Origin of the sequence: Vagococcus fluvialis, from assembly GCF_048815235.1 — a bacterium.
In the GTDB taxonomy this organism is placed as follows: domain Bacteria; phylum Bacillota; class Bacilli; order Lactobacillales; family Vagococcaceae; genus Vagococcus.
Window position 1 is genome coordinate 64,692 of record NZ_JBMEAO010000012.1, and the last position, 17,751, is coordinate 82,442.

Here is a 17,751-nt window from a genome sequence, read left to right on the forward strand (position 1 = left end):
AACTCATTTTAATGATGAGTTCTTTTTATTTTTCTTAGTATTCCATTAATCTTAAAATATCATAACCTTTAATTTTATCACGGCCATTTAAGTCCATTAATTCAATTAAAAAGGCACAACCAACAACTTCTCCACCTAATTTTTCAACCAATTCGATTGTAGCAGCGATTGTTCCACCTGTTGCTAATAAGTCATCACAAATAATAACTTTTTGACCTGGTTTAATAGCATCTTTATGAAGCGTTAATGTTGCTTCACCGTATTCTAAGCCATAATCAACTTCAATTGTTTCTCTTGGTAATTTCCCTTTTTTACGGGCTGGTGCAAAACCAATGCCTAACTCATATGCCACTGGACATCCAATAATAAAACCTCGAGCTTCAGGTCCAACAACCATTTCAGCACCGCGTTCTTTTGCATAAGCTACAATTTGTCTAGTTGCTTCTTGGTAAGCTGCCCCGTCTCCCATTAATGGTGAAATATCTCTGAAGATAACACCTTCTTGTGGGTAGTCTGGTATACTAGCAATATAATTTTCTAAATTCATCATATGTCCTCCTGTTGCAAAATCCACTCTTTGATTTCTTTGATGTCACTGTATAAAAACAGCTTTTCCATGTCAATCTTATGTTCATAGTTTTGGTAAATTTTGCTTTCTTGTAACGGTCGATTAGTAGGATTTTCTACTTTTGCCATCAAGCCATCTTCTATTGTAACAAATCCCAAGTCAAAAAACACTTGAATCATAAAAATTAATAAATTCTTTTCAATTTTTAAATAGTTAGAAATATCACCTATTTTATGTCTCACATCAATAGATGGTTGAGAAGCAATTAGCTTAAACAACTGACCAAATTGATCTCTAGTTGGTAAACCTGTTAAATAGTGCTCTGTTTTTACCTGAGCTCTTAAATAAACGCGTTTTGTTTTAATGCTAGAAAAAACTCCTTTTGCTTGTTCTAAATCATAAGGACAATCCACAACGACAACTTCTTGGTACGTATTGATTCTTTTTTGCTCACTCTCATCCCATTTAGAAACATCAAAAATATCAGCCTCATCTTTTCCTTTTAACATCATCTCGTGCTCTTTATTAAATAGAAGATAAGCTATTGAAGATGTCTGTGGTTTAACTTCTAATCCTTTTTTTCCACGAATATCAAACAATTGTAAGCCAGTTACTTCATAATCAGAAAGCATAAATTGCGGTTTTCTAAACCCATTCCATTCATTAATTGAAAGTTGCCCTACTAAACTAATATCTTCTTGAGAAAATTCAGCTATCTCTCTTCCTCGATTAAAAGCTATACAATCAACACCTATATCACCCTCTTTGATTTGGCATTTCAGATGAGCATTATCAGCGCCAATTTGCTTTAATTGATCGATCTTTTCCCCTTTTACTAAAAAGTAAGGTGACGGATTATCTGTTCCAAACGGTGCTAATGATTTTAACATTTCAATATACTCAACAGTGATTTTACTAATAGGTAACTCTGCGTCGATACTCAGGGTTTCTTTTGATTCTTTACCAATACCTAGTTCAGACAAATGTTTCTCTAATTTAGTTTGGATTTGAGGCAGTAACTCATATGAAAAGCTTAATCCTGCCGCCATATGATGCCCACCAAAACTAATCAAATCATCTTTAACTAATGACAATGTTTGAAATAAATCGACAGATTCAATACTTCGTCCAGAACCTTTTACAATGTTAGTAGCTTCATCTAGCCCTAATACAATGGTTGGTTTACCAGTTTTTGATACCACTTGGCTAGCAACAATTCCTAATACACCTTCATGCCAACCACTTGATGCTAAAATTAAAAGGCTATCATCTAATTTAGTTTCAGCCATCGCTAATGCTTCTGCTGTAATTTTCTTAACAATACCTTGTCGTTCAACATTCTTTTGTGTAATGAATACAGCTAACTCTGAAGCTTCTTCATCGTCAAAAGTACTTAATAGGTGGACACCTGGTGAAGCGTCTCCCAAGCGTCCAATAGCATTTAGTCTTGGAGCTATCGTAAAACCAATTGTTTCTTCACTAACATCAGATAAATCTACTTTTGCTTCATTTGCTAGCATTTGTAGACCAATTCTCTCTGTTTGTTTCATCATTTCTAAACCAATTTTCACCATGCTACGGTTTTCATCCGTTAACGACACTAAGTCAGCAATCGTTCCAATCGCTACTAAGTCAAGACTTTCCACCGGCACCTCTCCAAGAAGAGCTGTGGCTACTTTAAAAGCAACTCCTACTCCTGCCAAATCACCAAAAGGATACTCTCCATTTGGATGTCTTGGATGTATGATACCAAAAGCATTAGGTAATTCTTCAGGTAATTCATGGTGATCTGTGACAATCACATCTACGCCTTGTTTCATAGCGTAGTTAATAGCTTCATGACCACTAATACCGTTATCAACAGTTACTATTAATTGAACACCCTCTTCTTCTATCATTCTCTGGTAGACATCTTTATTAGGTCCATATCCATCAGTAAAACGATTGGGTAGATAGAAGATAACATCACCGCCAATTAACTCAATAGCTTCTTTCATAACAGTTGTACTAGTGATTCCATCAGCATCGTAATCACCATAAACTAATATTTTCTCCCCTTGTTCAACAGCTACTTGAATTCTTTCAATAACCTTATGCATATCAAACAGAAGAAACGGGTCATTAAAATCTGCTATTTGAGGTTTAAAAAAAGAGTTAATTCTTTCAGCATCCTTGATATTTCGACTCCATAAAAAAGGCGCAAGTTCTACCGGAAGATTTAGTCGTTCTAATTCTTCATTTAACAAGGCGCTTTCTGGTTCATTTTTATTTATTTTCCATATGTATTGTGATTCTTTCAAAATAACACTCCTGATCTTCAGCGTTTTTTCGTACACTTGTTTCTCTAGCCACTAGAACAGTTTAGCATATCTAAGCAAAAAGAGAAACGCATTCATACTCTTTATCTTGAAACACTCCAACAGCTTTGTTAAAATTTAAAGGAGAGAAAAGGAAGGTGTTTTCCGAATGAAAAAGAGTGGTTTATGGTTGCTTACGAGCCTGATTATTATCGAAGTGGCCCTTGTAGGTTGGTTCTTCTTAAAACCTTCAAACAATCAAAATAAAACAAACCAGAGTACTTCAACGTCTGAAGTAGCAACTATAACAAGTACTGTGAGTTCTTCAGTTGAAGACAAATCAAGTGACTCTGAGAATTGGATAGAAAGTGATAGCGAAATTAGTTTTCCTATTTTAATGTATCATAGCCTTGCTGAAAGCGAAGGTAATTCTTTAAAAATACCACCTAGAGAATTTGAAGAACATGTTAAATGGTTAAAGGAAAATGATTATTATACACTTACTCCTGAAGAGGCTTATATTGTATTAACTGAAAATAAAAAACCTGCTGAAAAAATTGTCTGGATTACATTTGATGATGGTTATCTAAATAATTATACTGAAGGCTTTCCTATTTTAGAAAAATATGAAATGAAAGCTACTATCAACTATATTACTTCAAAATTAGGATCTGATTCTTATTTTAATTTAGATCAAATGAAAGAAATGAGACAAAGTGAATGGATGTCGATTGAAAGTCATACTGTCTCTCATTTAGATTTAAATACCCTAGAAGATTCGCATATCGAAAGTGAATTATTAGACTCAAAAAACTGGATTGATAAAGAATTAGAACAAACAACAACTCTGTTGTGTTATCCTGCTGGAAGATATGACGAACGCGTTATAAAATCTGCTGAGGAAACAGGTTATAAAATGGCTGTGACAACAGAACCTGGCTACGCAAGTAAATCTGATGGTTTATATACTTTAAAAAGAGTTCGCGTTTCTCCTGGTTATGACGGAGAAAGTTTTGGACAATACATGTTAGCTTTTGAATTATAAAAAAAGAGACAACCATTTTTCGGGTTGTCTCTTTTCATTTAAATAATTTAATCAATTTTAAATTCCATTTCACACTTTCAGCATAAAAGAAGTTGCCACCATCACGGTACAATTTCCCTTTATTGTAAATAAGTGCCAATGGATGTTTGTAAGTATAGGTTTCTTGAGTCGTATTTCCTAATAATGGAGCTAATACATCTCTTGAATAGGTTTCAGCTAATTCTAAAGAATTAATTTGTCCTTTTTCAGCTACATAACTTATATATTGCGAACCAAAGTTATACGCTTGAACTGCTGTCCAAACATCACAACCTTTTTCTTCAGCTTCTTTAAGGACTTCAGCTAGATGTTCTACGCCAGAATCAATACTTTCTTCGCTAGACATAATTAAATTTCGTTGACCATACTTACTTTCACTACTTTGCATAATATCAACATGATTACCTTTACTTTCTGTAAAAATAATAGCTAACACAATGTCTGTATAACTTTCTATGCCATATTCCTTTGTTGCTTTACTAACCTGATCTTCCCAATGTAAAACATCTTCTACTTGAGCTGATACTTTTTTATATACGAAAAATCCGGCTATAAGTCCTATTAGCAATAAAAGTAATAAAATCTTTTTGAATGTGTGTTTCTTCTTTTTTTTCAATTCTTTTATTGCTCCCTTAAATTTAATAGGTAAGCATTATTTTGTCATAATTCCGGCTATTTTTCAAGCTTTAACCCAATTAATTAATATATATTTAACTCTTGTTATCTTAATGTTTCACCTTATATTTCAAATGAAACATTCGTCATTTTTTATAAAAAAGAAGTTGAATAACACTTGAAACAAGCATTATCCAACTCACTTTTTTTAATAATCACGATTTTTTTGCCATTCAGTTGTTAGAAACTCTTCAGAGTTAATTTTGTAATTAGGTTTGCTTGAATCTTTTAAAAATTCTTGTAAATCTTTATCTAAATTAAGCCAACCTCTCCAACCAATATGGATAGTATCTTCCATAAAATACTCTTCCGAATGTTTATCTGTATAATCAACTACATGATTAAATCCTTGAGAACTTAATTGATGATTTATTTTCTTACTAAAACTATCTAACATATCTTGAGATAGTCCTGTGTAGTTAGCCCACTTTTTATTAACAGGCGGAATAACAAATAAGACATCCATCTCTTGTTTTGCCATTTCATTTAATAATAATTGAAAATCAGAATACTCTGGTGAAGAAAGGTAATCAAAGTCTGTTTGAGCATTTTTCATTTTAGCTTTTACAGGTAAAATTCGTTTAGTGTAAAACCCATTAGCCACTTCAAATTCATTATTATTAGTTTCTTTTTTGCCAATTTCATAGGCAAGTTTGTCTAACTCTTCATAAGAATAATCTGTTGGTAAATTTCCAGCTGAACGATCAATTCGATTTAGCTTACTTTTTACACCTATTCGACTAAATAAAAAATCTTCTTTTGATAACATTCTATATCTCGCAGCTATTTGTTTCTTGTCGAAGTTAGAAAGTTCCTCACCTTTGGCAATTAATTTCATTTCTTTATTTAATTGCGTATCACTCTTAACACTTGAAAACTTTTTCATGCGCTTAGCCAGGTATTGGTTGTTCATATCCTTTGGATCAACATCCATTAGCCATTGATTTGTTTGCAATGGTGAATAAAAGAGAGAAAACATCGGATCTCCCACACCCTCTTTTACAAACCATTGTGGCGAGATAATAAAGACTAGCTTCTTACCTTTTAATTCGTCTTTCATAGAGTTCAACATAAAGTAATGGGTTAAAGATTGAGTCCCAGCTGCTCCTAAAAGATATGGTTCATAATTTCTATTGTATTTTTGTGCTAATACAGAAGGGTGAAATTCATTTACACGACTCAGTTCTGAAGAACCAAAAATAGGTAAATAATGCCCACTAGCCATTGCTTCATTTTTTAAAGCATTTCCTTTTAATACATTAACTGACATCGATGAAGCCGAATGGTGCACAGCTTTAGCTGATGGTTTCTTAAACAAATTAATCGGGGAAAAAATAATTAGTCCAATAATCAACAAAGCCACGAGAAATGGACCAACAGCTAACAGTAACTTTTTCTTTTTCATTAAGCTAGAGCTGTAACTTGGTTAATAATTTGTTGTGGAGTTCCCCACTCGCTACGTTCATATTCAGATACTGGAACTGTAATTCCTAATTGTCCGTCAATTTCAACTAGCATTTGAACAGTTGCCATTGAATCTAATAAACCATCTTCATATAAATCTAAATCCATTGTTCCTGATACATCTTGTCCTGTTAAATCTTCAATAATTGCTAATACTGTTTCTTTGATATCCATAAATTCCATCTCCTAAATATTCATTAAATGTTTGATTAGGGTGTCTAAGAACCCTGAGAAAATTAAAAAGCTAAAACAAACGGCATTAAATGTAATAAAAATCCCTAATGCATTTGTCCATCTATTGCTTGGTAGTTTATCTTTATGTTTTTTCTTATATCTTAACCAGGCATCATTAACGATAATTAATGTCGCATGGAAAATACCATAAACAATATAGTACCATGTTATACCGTGCCAAACTCCCATAATTAAGAATAAGGCTAAGTAGCCAATGTTAGAAGCTACGATCCTACTCTTAAATACTTTTTTCTTCATGAGAGTAAACATTAATCTCATGTAAACATAGTCTCTAAACCAAAATGAAAGTGACATATGCCATCTATTCCAAAATTCTTTGATGTTTGGGCTTAAGAAAGGTTTATTAAAGTTAATTGGTGTTTCATATCCTAAGAGGTAACTTGTTCCAACCGCAAACAAGCTATATCCTGCAAAATCAAAAAACAGATACATACTATAAACATACATATAACCTAGTGTTCCCAAAACAACTCCACTAGGAGATAAAGCAAATTGTTGTACTAGCGGAAGTAAATGACTTCCTAATACATAGCCAATTAAAAACTTGTATAAAAATCCTAAAAAGATGTAATGAATTCCTGTTCCAAGCATTTCGGTGTACTTCTCTTTACTTGGTGGATTTTTCATATCTTTTAAGAATCTTCGATAACGATCAATCGGTCCAGATGATATGGTAGGAAAGAATAATAGAAACTGAATGTAATCAGTTGTTTTATAATCTTTAATCATGCCATCTCTAATTTCCATAATAACCTGTACTGATTTAAAAGTTAGATACGAATAACCTAAGAAGTAAAATATTTGATAATTATCGCTTCCTGTTAATGGTCCAATCTTCATAATAAACATCGGAATTAAACTTAGGAAGATTGACAAGTAAAACCAACCACTTTTGTTATCCTTTTGACGATAAGTAAAATAGGTTTTCGTTAATAAGCATTGCCATATGATGTAACCTATTAAAGCGTAGCCTTGATTTAAATTAGGGCCTGCAAAACTAACCCATAAAAAGAAAACTGTTAAAAAATTTTGATACCAATACGCTCGTTTACCTTGTAATGACATTAAGATAGAAGGAATAAATAGAATTCCTAATAAAATAAAATAAAAAGGTTTCTCATAAGGTGAAAGGAAAGGTATATAAGTTGCTAACCAGTCCATTAAGCATTCACCTCAGCAATCAATTGTTTTCTATCAACTTTGCCATTAGGCGTTAAAGGTAATTGTTCAACAAAAACAAATCTTTGAGGAACCATGTATTCCATTAAAGTTGATTTTAATGACTCTTTAATTTGATTACTCATTTCTTTTGAGTCAACTTCACCAGTTTCTTCTAAAACAACATAGGCAATCAATTGTTGTACTTTATGATTTTTATTGTACTTTGGAATAACACAAGCTGTTCTGACAGTATCAATCGCCATTATATGATGATCAATGTCACCTAATTCCATTCGGTAACCATGCCATTTAATCTGGAAATCAAGTCGTCCTTTATAAAAAAGTAATCCCTTTTTAATAAGTCCAGCATCCCCGGTTTTATAAGCAGGCATTCCGTTATACTCAATAAATGCTTCTTTTGTTTTTTCAGGTTGATTGTAATAACCTTTTGAAACACCAGGTCCTACAATGACTACTTCACCAATTTCACCCTCCGCTAATTCAATTCCATTATCGTCTAAAATAACTAGTCGAGTATCGGTTTTTACTTTTCCAAGAGGTAAACGCTCTGTTTGTTCTAAGACCTCTTTTGTAATTTCAACTGATGTAATTGCTACTGTTGCTTCTGTAGGTCCATAAGTATTAAAGACTACTGCATTCGGAAATCTATCTAATAATTTTTCTGCTACTGCGTGAGGTAGTTCTTCACCACAAAATTGGAAATTCTCCAAATCCGGTAATTTTTCACCATTAAAATCAGGACTTAACAAACAAATCTCTACTAATGATGGCGTTGATACCCATACATTTAAATTCATTTCAGGTAATTTACTAAATAATTTAGGGAAGTTGTCGACTTCGTCTTTATCTAATGGAACTAATGTCCCACCAGTTAATAAAGAAGGGTATAAATCCATTACCGATAAATCAAATGAAAAAGGTGCTTGGCACAAGAAGCGTTGACCTATTTTTAGTTGAAATTCTTCTGTCATCCATTCACAAAAACTAACTAAGTTGTCATAAGTAATCTGAACACCTTTTGGCTTACCAGTAGTTCCTGAAGTAAAGATTGTATAGTAATTATCATTACCAGAAACAACACTTTCTAAAGTAGGTTGTTTCTCTGATTGAATTAACTCATTAAAATGTTTTTCATCTATAACATTATCATTTGCTAGTGGCCAATCTCCTAACGAAATAACACTTTTAGCATCTGATTCTTCCAAAATCATTTGAACTCTTTCATTTGGTGTATGAATATCCACTGGGACATAGCAGTGACCAGATTTCGTACACGCTAAAAAGCTGATTATCATACGACTGTCCTGGCCACCATAAACTAAAATATTTTGTTTTTCTGGAAAAGCTTCTTCTAAATAAGAAGCTAGTGCGTCTGAATACTGTTCTAACTCTTTATATGTCAAACTTGACGAGCCTTCATCAAAAAAGAAAGTATTAGGTGTTTTTTCAGACCACTCTTTTATTGTTGTAAGTAATTTATTCTTCATGATACCAACAGCCCCTCTTAAAATTGATTGTAAATAAATGAGCCGCCGCCCACTGAACTATAGTGGTATAAATAAACCAAACCAAGTAAAATAGTTGTATATAAAAGGGTTTTTCCAACAAAACCTAACCAATTTCTAGATTCTTCATTTTTTACTATATTTTTCATTTCCATTGTAAACATCCTCTCTTGTGATTTCTTAAGATGATTTTAACCCAAAATCAAACTTTTTTTATCAAGCATTTGGTGTAAAGTTATCTACGACCTAAGACCTAGTTTTCCGTTACATTGGTCATATTTGTAATAATTTTGTAACAACCTTCTTATTATAAAACAACTTAATCTAAAAATACACCCTTTTTGTCTTAAAATCTAATAAGATTCAGCATTTCAATACAAAAAAAGATACCTTCTATAATAAGGTATCTTCTTTTGGAATAATAAAAGTTAAAATAAAAGCTAATAACGCGAAGGCTAAAATGACATACATACCTACCATCAAACCATATTTATCACCAATAAGACCTATAATCGGTGCAAATAGTCCTCCGATACTAACTGAAAGACCTAAAGAGATTCCAGAAGCAAGACCTATTCGATTAGGAACAAATGATTGACTTAAAGCAATTAAAGAACCATAACTACAATTCATCGCAAAACTAATAGGAACTATTAATATAGTAGTTACATTCATATTGTTAACATTTAACATCAAAAATAATAGCGGTACAAGAATCGCAAATCCAAATTTAATTAATCGACTTAGTCCGAAACGATCCGCTAATTGACCACCAACTAAAGTAGAAATAATTCCTACAAATGAATAAACTGTTAGATTAATGTTAGCAACTGATTCAGAAACCATAAATTTACTGATAAAAAATAATGGAATAAATGTCGTTAAGGCATATAGTATGATAGAACGACAAAAGACTAGACTGATTACTTTTGAGAATGATTGCCAATCATCTTTAACAGTTGCTGATGTTTCTTCTATTATATGGCTCTGATTATTTGGAGTTAAACTTTTTAACTTACTATTAAAAAGTAACATAATAACAGACATTAATGTAGCTGGAACAAGTAATAAAATACTACCTTTTATCCCAAAAATCGATAATGCTATTGAAGCAAGTATTGGGCCAATAGCAAACCCTAAATTACCTCCGACAGCAAAAATACTCATTCCACTACCTTTATTCATACCTGAAACGTAGTTAGCAATTTTACCTCCTTCTGGATGAAACATTGCTATTCCAATACCTGAAATGGCTGCGAAAATACAACTCAGCCAGTACGAAGAACTAAACCCCAGTAATGATACACCTAATCCTGCTAAAAAAATACCAACAGCCATAAACCATGGACGTGACTTTTTATCCCCTAAGTAACCAACTAAAGGTTGAATAAATGATGAAACGAGATTGGCAGCTAGCACTAAACTAGCTGCAGCTGCATAACTCAAATGTTGTTCAATAATCAAAAAAGGAATAATTGCTGGTAAAGCTCCTTGGTTAATATCCGTAAACATGTGACCCAACATAAGTAAGTAACGGTATTTTTTTTGTGTTTTTTCTGACATTCTTCTCTCCTTAAAAGTATCTATTAGTTTTGATTGTTAACATTTCTACTTGTTCTTGAGACTCATTAAAATAACGATGTTTCTTGTTAGCCGGTATTCTTAATGTATCTCCGGCTTTAAGTAATATTTGACTATTTTCATAAATAACAGTCACTTCTCCCATTAAAATGAAAACTATTTCGTCGATTTTATGAACAAAAAATACACCATTAAGACTCATACTTTCTGGTTCAAGATGAACTAAAGCTAATCTTAAATTAGCTTTCATAGGTTCTGGTGTTAAAATGTAGTGATATGTTTTTTTATCTTCATCATTATAAAAGATTTGTTTTCTTTCATCGACTCTTAATACAAGTGATTCTTCTTTTTCTTCTTCCATCAACAATTCTGATACCGTTATTCCTAAAGTAGTTGCTAATGTTTCTAGAACTGACAAAGTTGGATTAGCTAATTGCCTCTCTATTTGACTGATTAATGCTGTACTTATCCCCGTTTCTTCGGACATTTTGGCAATAGTTAATTGATTTTGTTGTCGATATGCTGTTACTTTTTGAGAAATTGCTGTTAAATTCATCATTTCCCTCCTTATACACTGATATGGTAACAAATCAACTAAACGATGTAAATATAATTAATAATATTAATTATATTTAACAAAGTCGAAGGAAATTTATTATTTATGAGTAAGGTATTATATTATAATTTCACATAAACTTGACTACCTTAAAATAATTTAAATACTTTTAAAAGGTACTATACCTTTCAAAAATAAACCTATAAAACTCTAATAACTACTTTGTTATCAGCATAACAGTCAACCTTATATAATACGTATTATACCTTTTATTTTACATACATTATACCAACAAATAACTTTTTCAGACCATTTAGTATGTATTATATAATTAAATAGGTTATAATAAGAACCAAGAACTTGAAAGCGTTCTTAATTGTGAAAAAGAAAGGTTGGATTTATTAATGAATCAAGAACAATTAATCAGAATGAGTAACGGTAAAGGCTTCATTGCAGCCCTAGACCAAAGTGGAGGTAGCACACCTAAAGCACTAAAAGCTTACGGTATTGAAGAGACTAGTTATCAAACTGAAAAAGAAATGTTTGATTTAGTTCACGAAATGCGTACTCGAATTATTAAAAGTTCTGTTTTTAATTCAGATCATATTTTAGGTGCTATTCTTTTTGAAGGTACAATGGAAAGATCAATCGATAATATTCCCACAGCTGATTATCTATGGGAAAACAAAGGTATTTTATCTTTCTTAAAAATTGATAAAGGATTAGCTGAGGAAAACAACGGCGTTCAATTATTAAACCCAATCCCTAATTTAAAAGAATTACTTGAAAAAGCAGTAAGTAATCATGTATTCGGAACAAAAGAACGCTCATTAATCAAATTAGCAAATAAAGAAGGCATTCAAGCTGTTGTTGAGCAGCAATTTGAACTAGCTAAAGAAGTTGCTGCAGCAGGACTTGTTCCAATTATTGAGCCAGAAATAGATATTCACAGTCCTGAAAAGGAAGCTGCTGAAAGTATCTTAAAAGAAGAAATGATGAAACAACTTAATTTACTTGATAGTCATGTAAAAGTTATGTTGAAACTATCTATTCCAACTGTGGAAAATCTTTATGAAGATTTAGCAAACCACGAACATGTTATCCGAGTTGTTGCTTTATCAGGTGGTTATTCTCGTGAAGAAGCTAATGAATTATTAAGCCGAAACAAACACTTAATCGCAAGTTTTTCTCGTGCTTTAGCAGAAGGATTAACTCATCAACAAACAGCTGAAGAGTTCGATAAGACATTAGGTGCTTCAATCGAAAGTATTTACAATGCGTCAATAGCATAACTAAAAAAGACAAAAATCACTTAAATGATTTTTGTCTTTTTTTGATGAATTAAAATAAAAAGCTTAAACGTTCCATAAAATCAGCCATAGCTTTTGTTAAGTATTTATTTTTCATATGCGTTATCACAACTTCACGTGTAGGTGGTTGTTCAATCTCTAAAGCGACAATATTTTGATGAATAATCTCATTTTTTAATTGTTGAGGTTGAATAGTCATTCCAATGCCTTTCTCTGCAAGTTGAAATTGACTCATAGCAGAACTAATTTCCATAATTGGATTCAAAGTTATTTTTTTTGATTTACCCAACTATCTAATAGTTCTCTTCCATAAAAGCCTGATGGAAACATAATCAATGGTAGTTCCTCAATATCAGTAGCCAGCACTGGTTCTTGAAATGTTTTTTCTAATTTTTTAGAGATATACAAGTCATATGTTTCAGTGAAAACACTCTTCTGAATTAATTGATTATTAACTTGTTGTTTGATTCCAAGCCCAAAATCTACATCATTTTGGAGAAGTAATTTTTCTATTTCGATTGAAGCAATTATTTTTATTTTTATTTCTGGATAATCCTGATAAAACTCTGATAGTAAATCGCCCATTCGGTAATCTAAATCAGATGGCAACATAGCTACTCTAATTTCTCCTCGATTCTCTTCTCTTAAATCAGCTAATTCTCCTTCGAAATTATCAAGTACATGTTCCATCTCTACAGCATACCTATACAGTAAACGTCCTGCTTCTGTTAAACTATTCTTTTTACCAATCCGATCAAACAAAGGCATCCCTATTTCACTTTCTAATACTTTAATTTGCTGACTCAAGCTAGGTTGACTAATACCTAGTTTAACAGCTGCTTCTGAAAAATGAAGTTCCTTAGCCAAAACTAAAAAATAGTGAATTTGTCGTAATTCCATAAATAACTCCTTTCAATAGGTTTTTCCTATGATATCTATAATAACAATAGTATGGTTTAATCATTTTGTCTATTTTATACTTCTCTTTAGAAACACATGAAAAGAGGAATTTTATGAACAAACGATATTTTACTTTATTAATTATTGCCCTGTCTCTTAACTTAAGACCTGCTATTACATCAGTTGGGCCTTTACTTAGCATTATAAAAAACGATTTAACTATGGGAAATGTGAGTGCTAGTTTGCTAACAACGTTTCCAGTATTTTTTATGGGGCTGCTTCTATTTTTTCTATTTACCTTAGCAGAAAGTTACAAGTTGAAGGGGCACTAATGATAGCATTGTCTTTTATTTTTATCGCTTTATCTAGCCGGTTATTTGTTAGTACTTCATTTGGGTTAATCGTTACTGCTTTATTAGCAGGTATTGGTATTGGTATTTCTGCCCCCCTAATTATAGGATTAATTAAGAAATATTACCCTAACGAATCCATGTTAATGAGTTTTTACTCTTGTTCCATGGTAGCAGGAGCTGCTATTGCTTCAACATTTGCATTTCCTATTTATGAAAAATTTGATTCATCTTGGCACATTGCTTTAAGTTGTTGGGGACTACTTGCCCTTTTAGCAGCTATTTTATTATTGCCTACTTTGGTTACTAATAAGGTAATAACTCCTGAAAAAGAGCAAAGTAATAATACCATTCGAAAAAATAATTATTGGTTAATGTGGTTTTTTGCCTCAATGGCAGCTATCTTTTATTCCCTTACAGCGTGGTTAGCCCCTTTTGTTCAAACGATTGGTTTTTCGACTACTGAATCAGGACTATTATTAAGTACATTTACCCTCATTCAACTACCAGTAAGTTTTATTGTCCCTAGATTAGCCCAAAATAGTCAATCAACTAAAAAATCATTACTTATTTGTTCTTTTTCAGAATTATTTGGTATTCTTTTAATGGTACTCGGTGTCTCTCCGTGGTTATTTGTCATCTTTTTAGCAATTGGTGCTGGCGGACTTTTCCCATTAGCTTTAACACTACCATTGATTCTTGCCAAAAATTCAAATGAAGTCATTCATCTTTCTGCCTTTATGCAATCTGGTGGCTTTATGATTGGTTCTCTGGGGCCACTTATTTTCGGTTGGGTTTCACAACAAACTCAAGATTTTAATGCTTCTTGGTCTTTTCTTATGGTCATCATTTTTTTATGCTATTTTCGATTAGACAAATTTTCAGAAAAACTTCTTCATAACTAAAAAGGTAGGATGACTCTTCATTCGTCATCCTACCTTTTTAGTTTTCTCGATAAACTTTTTGATACAGACAAGTTTCTGCTTCAAAAATGGATACTAAACTATTCGCAAATTGTTTTTCATTGACAATGTCCTCGCAAATAAATAAATCCACTGCTGCATAGCCATATTCTGGCCATGTATGAATAGTAAAGTGAGATTCTTTCAGAACAATTACTCCACTAACCCCAAATGGTTTGAATTGATGAAAAGTTTCGTCTACTGCTTTTAAGTGATACATATCGACTAATGCTTTCATTTTGTCCTTAACTTGTTTAACATTTCTTAAACTCTTCTCCTGACAACCTTTTACTTCAAATAACGTGTGAAAACCTAATTTAATAGATTCTTTTTTCTTAAAGGCTTGGGTATAAATACTTGTCGTTGATTCAAGTGATCTAGATAATTTAGTTTTTTGTAATATATATAAATTACTAACATTACCAATTATACCTCCACCTAAATAAGTATTAAAATTAGGAATAATTTCTACGTAATGATAACCTAACGCATTTAATTCGCCTTGTAAAAAGCGTTGGATATGAGGTGATTTATGACTAAAAGATAAATAAATATATCCATTCTCTTTCAAATAACTGTCAGCTACTTTTAAGAATAATAATAGTCCCTCTGTAGTATAGGGTGGATCTGTCATAATGATGTCGACTTCTTGATTCATCTGATGATTAATAAATCTGACATCTTGATATTTTGTTGTAATGGATAAACCATGCCATTTGTTCTTTGCACAAAAGGTTAGTATCTCTTGATCTATATCAAGTACAGTTATTTGATTATCATTTTTAGAACCCAATTTTTTCAAAACGAGTGATAGGAAAACCGACACTAAATCATCATCTCCAACAAAACATATCTTTTTAGAGAATATTAGTGGGTCTTTTAATAATAAAGCCACTCTCTTCATGACAGTTTCCTTTGTAGCATGGGCTTGGTCTAAGTTTCTTTTTACTTGAGGTCGTTTCTCCATATATGGTTCTAATTCCTTTGAAACCTCAATTAGAAAATCAGAGAGTGATTCTTCAGATGATACTATTTCCATATATAACCCTTTATCTATGCCTGAAAAATGTAAGTTATCTAAAACAAAATTTCGTCCTAACTCAGTCAAGAAATAAAAGCTTTCCCTTTTAAGCCACCCCACTTTAACCAATTCCTTTTTAAAAGCAGTTGCCAGTGGAACTGGAATCTCCATTAATTTAGCTAACTCTTTTGTTGAAATTGTCTTCTTTAAATATAAACAGGCAAGACCTTTTTTTAACACTTCGATTGATTCTTCGATTTCTAAATTGTTTCTTATTTTCTCAAGAGTTTTCATTATTTTTCTCCTGACACATTAAAATGATTGAAATGCTGATAAGCTTTAGCTAAGATATCTGAACCTAAATTCATTTTGTCAGCAATAAAGAAACCATTACTAGCTCCTACTTGATTCATTAATAGTTGATATAGCGGTTCTAGTGTTTCCATATCAAAAGCCATTGCGGCAGTTAAAAAATTAGTATCTTGAACCGCAAATTCTTTGATTTCTCCGTAGTGGGTAGATGCTAAAACGATAGAGCCTTTATCTACCAATGTTTCTAAAATAGCAATCGCGATAGCTGCTCCTTCGCTAGGTTCAGTACCTGTACCTATTTCATCCACCAACACTAAACTGTTACTATTAGCAATAGTAAGCATTTCTGCCATATTATTCATATGACCTGAAAACGTACTTAGGGCGTTATCAAAGTCTTGATAATCACCAATGTCTACTAACACGTGTTCGAAAATGCTAATCTCACTTGATTTATTTGCTGGAATAAAAACTCCCATCATGGTCATAAATGTCAATAATCCTATTGTCTTAAGAACAACTGTTTTACCACCTGAATTGGATCCAGTAATAATAAGTCCTCGTTCTTGTTCACCAAGGTTAACGGTCAATGGAACAGCTTCTTTCCCTAATAAAGGATGTTTTGCCTCAATTAAATGTATCTTTCCTTTATTGTTAATTGATACTTTCTGACCACCTATAGCAACACTATACTTGGCTTTTGCTACAATCATTTCTAAAGAAAATACAATTTCAATTGTTTTCTTGATTCCCTCTAATTCTTTAGCAATTTCTTCCGTTAATTCCGCTAAAATTTGATAGATTATACTTATTTCCTCAGCTTGAGCTAATTGCCATTTTTGATTCAATTCTTTTGTTGTATCTAATTGAATGAACGCCGTCGCTCCTTTACTTGATTCTGAGATGATGCTGCCCTTAACACTATGTTTGAAAGAGCTTTTGAGTGGAATCGTTAAAACGCCTTCTCTTTCTATTGTCATAAATTCTTGAATTTTAGACTTATTACTTGGATGAACTAAAAATTTATTTAGTTTATCCCTTATATCTGATTCATAACGAGTTATTTGTTGACGTACTTTTTTCAACTCTCTTGAAGCCTCTGATGTGACTTGATTATGTTGAATCGACAAATTGATTTTCTCTTCAATTCCTTTGTAACTCTTTAAATGTGTTGAATAACTATATAAGGTTGGTGCTATTTCTTTATTCGTATCAAAAAAGAGTTTCATTTTTCTAATAGTAGCTAAAAATTCGGATATTTCTAGTAATTCTTTAGGCTCTAATATAAATCCTTCTTCTATTTTTCTTAAAATTCTATCAATGTCTTCACTTGCCATGAACGGAATACTTTTCTCTTGTTCAATTAATATGATTCCTTCTCCTGTTTCTTTCTGAAACATTAACACGTCTTCTAAAATACTAGAAGGTTCAAAATTCTCAATTCTGTTTTTTACTGTTTTACTTGTCGCATAGTTACTTATTTTATTTTTGATCTCATTAAACTGAGTTTGCTTAATTGCTTGATTTTTCATTTTGTCTCTCTTTCTAATAAAGAGATGTCTGCCGTAACAAATCAACTCAACATAAAAAGCGTTCGGGTATTGTTACCCAAACGCTTTTTTTATCTTCTTAATTATAGTCAAATAACCTTTCTTAAAAAGAACAGGATTATAACCTCTTCTTAAAGAAATGGAAAATGGTGCCTATAAATGACAGATATCTCAAACTT

The 17,751-nt window shown here is 32.0% G+C and carries 16 protein-coding genes and 1 pseudogene; 4 read left to right on the forward strand and 13 right to left on the reverse strand.

Features of this window, described 5'->3' with window-relative positions:
* Positions 1-34: 34 nt before the first annotated feature.
* Positions 35-547 (reverse strand): adenine phosphoribosyltransferase, encoded by a 513-nt coding sequence (locus ACODH8_RS09050; RefSeq protein ID WP_332465870.1) that lies wholly within the window; start codon positions 545-547, stop codon positions 35-37.
* Complete coding sequence (gene recJ, locus ACODH8_RS09055) at positions 547-2,868, reverse strand: single-stranded-DNA-specific exonuclease RecJ (RefSeq protein ID WP_332465871.1); 2,322 nt, start codon at positions 2,866-2,868, stop codon at positions 547-549. Before recJ ends, ACODH8_RS09050 begins: the two co-directional genes overlap by 1 nt.
* Before the next feature lie 166 nt (positions 2,869-3,034).
* On the opposite strand from recJ, the gene ACODH8_RS09060 reads away from it, so the two are divergent.
* Positions 3,035-3,910 (forward strand): polysaccharide deacetylase family protein, encoded by an 876-nt coding sequence (locus ACODH8_RS09060; protein ID WP_332465872.1) that lies wholly within the window; start codon positions 3,035-3,037, stop codon positions 3,908-3,910.
* A 34-nt stretch (positions 3,911-3,944) separates the two neighbouring features.
* Here the strand turns inward: ACODH8_RS09060 and ACODH8_RS09065 are convergent, their stop codons facing one another.
* The 8 genes from ACODH8_RS09065 to ACODH8_RS09100 form a co-directional block, all read right to left on the reverse strand.
* Entirely contained in the window at positions 3,945-4,565 is a 621-nt protein-coding gene (locus ACODH8_RS09065; protein WP_332465873.1) for a lysozyme family protein, read from the reverse strand.
* Between the two features lie 207 nt (positions 4,566-4,772).
* Positions 4,773-6,029 carry a D-alanyl-lipoteichoic acid biosynthesis protein DltD gene (gene dltD / locus ACODH8_RS09070; RefSeq protein WP_332465874.1) on the reverse strand — a complete coding sequence of 419 codons (1,257 nt, stop codon included), beginning with the start codon at positions 6,027-6,029 and terminating at the stop codon, positions 4,773-4,775.
* Positions 6,029-6,262, reverse strand: coding sequence for a D-alanine--poly(phosphoribitol) ligase subunit DltC (gene dltC / locus ACODH8_RS09075; protein ID WP_332465875.1), 234 nt, complete (start codon positions 6,260-6,262; stop codon positions 6,029-6,031). Before dltC ends, dltD begins: the two co-directional genes overlap by 1 nt.
* Before the next feature lie 12 nt (positions 6,263-6,274).
* On the reverse strand, positions 6,275-7,504 hold the full coding sequence (gene dltB / locus ACODH8_RS09080; RefSeq protein WP_332465876.1) for a D-alanyl-lipoteichoic acid biosynthesis protein DltB: 1,230 nt from the start codon (positions 7,502-7,504) through the stop codon (positions 6,275-6,277).
* Complete coding sequence (gene dltA / locus ACODH8_RS09085; RefSeq protein WP_332465877.1) at positions 7,504-9,012, reverse strand: D-alanine--poly(phosphoribitol) ligase subunit DltA; 1,509 nt, start codon at positions 9,010-9,012, stop codon at positions 7,504-7,506. Before dltA ends, dltB begins: the two co-directional genes overlap by 1 nt.
* A 17-nt stretch (positions 9,013-9,029) precedes the next feature.
* Positions 9,030-9,185 carry a teichoic acid D-Ala incorporation-associated protein DltX gene (locus ACODH8_RS09090; RefSeq protein ID WP_420504190.1) on the reverse strand — a complete coding sequence of 52 codons (156 nt, stop codon included), beginning with the start codon at positions 9,183-9,185 and terminating at the stop codon, positions 9,030-9,032.
* A gap of 238 nt (positions 9,186-9,423) precedes the next feature.
* Entirely contained in the window at positions 9,424-10,593 is a 1,170-nt protein-coding gene (locus tag ACODH8_RS09095; protein WP_332465878.1) for an MFS transporter, read from the reverse strand.
* A gap of 10 nt (positions 10,594-10,603) precedes the next feature.
* Positions 10,604-11,167: an XRE family transcriptional regulator gene (locus tag ACODH8_RS09100; RefSeq protein ID WP_332465879.1), complete on the reverse strand. Its 564-nt coding sequence runs from the start codon at positions 11,165-11,167 to the stop codon at positions 10,604-10,606.
* 404 nt (positions 11,168-11,571) lie between these two features.
* On the opposite strand from ACODH8_RS09100, the gene ACODH8_RS09105 reads away from it, so the two are divergent.
* Positions 11,572-12,459 carry a fructose bisphosphate aldolase gene (locus tag ACODH8_RS09105; RefSeq protein ID WP_332465880.1) on the forward strand — a complete coding sequence of 296 codons (888 nt, stop codon included), beginning with the start codon at positions 11,572-11,574 and terminating at the stop codon, positions 12,457-12,459.
* Positions 12,460-12,508: 49 nt separating this feature from the next.
* On the opposite strand, the pseudogene ACODH8_RS09110 reads toward ACODH8_RS09105, so the two are convergent.
* Positions 12,509-13,377 (reverse strand): annotated as a pseudogene (locus tag ACODH8_RS09110) (LysR family transcriptional regulator).
* Between the two features lie 113 nt (positions 13,378-13,490).
* Between ACODH8_RS09110 and ACODH8_RS09115 the strand changes: the two are divergent.
* Positions 13,491-13,709 carry a hypothetical protein gene (locus tag ACODH8_RS09115; RefSeq protein WP_332465883.1) on the forward strand — a complete coding sequence of 73 codons (219 nt, stop codon included), beginning with the start codon at positions 13,491-13,493 and terminating at the stop codon, positions 13,707-13,709.
* Entirely contained in the window at positions 13,670-14,632 is a 963-nt protein-coding gene (locus ACODH8_RS09120; RefSeq protein ID WP_332465918.1) for a CynX/NimT family MFS transporter, read from the forward strand. Before ACODH8_RS09115 ends, ACODH8_RS09120 begins: the two co-directional genes overlap by 40 nt.
* A gap of 37 nt (positions 14,633-14,669) precedes the next feature.
* On the opposite strand, the gene speD is transcribed toward ACODH8_RS09120, so the two are convergent.
* Complete coding sequence (gene speD, locus ACODH8_RS09125; protein ID WP_332465884.1) at positions 14,670-16,004, reverse strand: adenosylmethionine decarboxylase; 1,335 nt, start codon at positions 16,002-16,004, stop codon at positions 14,670-14,672.
* A complete protein-coding gene (locus ACODH8_RS09130) occupies positions 16,004-17,554 on the reverse strand; it encodes an endonuclease MutS2 (protein ID WP_332465885.1) in 1,551 nt (516 codons plus the stop codon). The genes speD and ACODH8_RS09130 overlap by 1 nt, the downstream gene beginning before the upstream one ends.
* Positions 17,555-17,751: the final 197 nt, after the last annotated feature.

Excerpts from the sequence above, each read along its gene's own strand:
- ACODH8_RS09060 (WP_332465872.1), top strand. The coding sequence starts at position 3,035 with ATGAAAAAGAGTGGTTTATGGTTGCTTACGAGCCTGATTATTATCGAA.
- speD (WP_332465884.1), bottom strand. The coding sequence starts at position 16,004 with ATGAAAACTCTTGAGAAAATAAGAAACAATTTAGAAATCGAAGAATCA.
- ACODH8_RS09095 (WP_332465878.1), bottom strand. The coding sequence starts at position 10,593 with ATGTCAGAAAAAACACAAAAAAAATACCGTTACTTACTTATGTTGGGT.
- ACODH8_RS09050 (WP_332465870.1), bottom strand. The coding sequence starts at position 547 with ATGAATTTAGAAAATTATATTGCTAGTATACCAGACTACCCACAAGAA.
- dltD (WP_332465874.1), bottom strand. The coding sequence starts at position 6,029 with ATGAAAAAGAAAAAGTTACTGTTAGCTGTTGGTCCATTTCTCGTGGCT.
- ACODH8_RS09130 (WP_332465885.1), bottom strand. The coding sequence starts at position 17,554 with ATGAAAAATCAAGCAATTAAGCAAACTCAGTTTAATGAGATCAAAAAT.
- dltC (WP_332465875.1), bottom strand. The coding sequence starts at position 6,262 with ATGGATATCAAAGAAACAGTATTAGCAATTATTGAAGATTTAACAGGA.
- ACODH8_RS09115 (WP_332465883.1), top strand. The coding sequence starts at position 13,491 with ATGAACAAACGATATTTTACTTTATTAATTATTGCCCTGTCTCTTAAC.
- ACODH8_RS09105 (WP_332465880.1), top strand. The coding sequence starts at position 11,572 with ATGAATCAAGAACAATTAATCAGAATGAGTAACGGTAAAGGCTTCATT.
- dltA (WP_332465877.1), bottom strand. The coding sequence starts at position 9,012 with ATGAAGAATAAATTACTTACAACAATAAAAGAGTGGTCTGAAAAAACA.
- ACODH8_RS09100 (WP_332465879.1), bottom strand. The coding sequence starts at position 11,167 with ATGAATTTAACAGCAATTTCTCAAAAAGTAACAGCATATCGACAACAA.
- ACODH8_RS09090 (WP_420504190.1), bottom strand. The coding sequence starts at position 9,185 with ATGGAAATGAAAAATATAGTAAAAAATGAAGAATCTAGAAATTGGTTA.
- dltB (WP_332465876.1), bottom strand. The coding sequence starts at position 7,504 with ATGGACTGGTTAGCAACTTATATACCTTTCCTTTCACCTTATGAGAAA.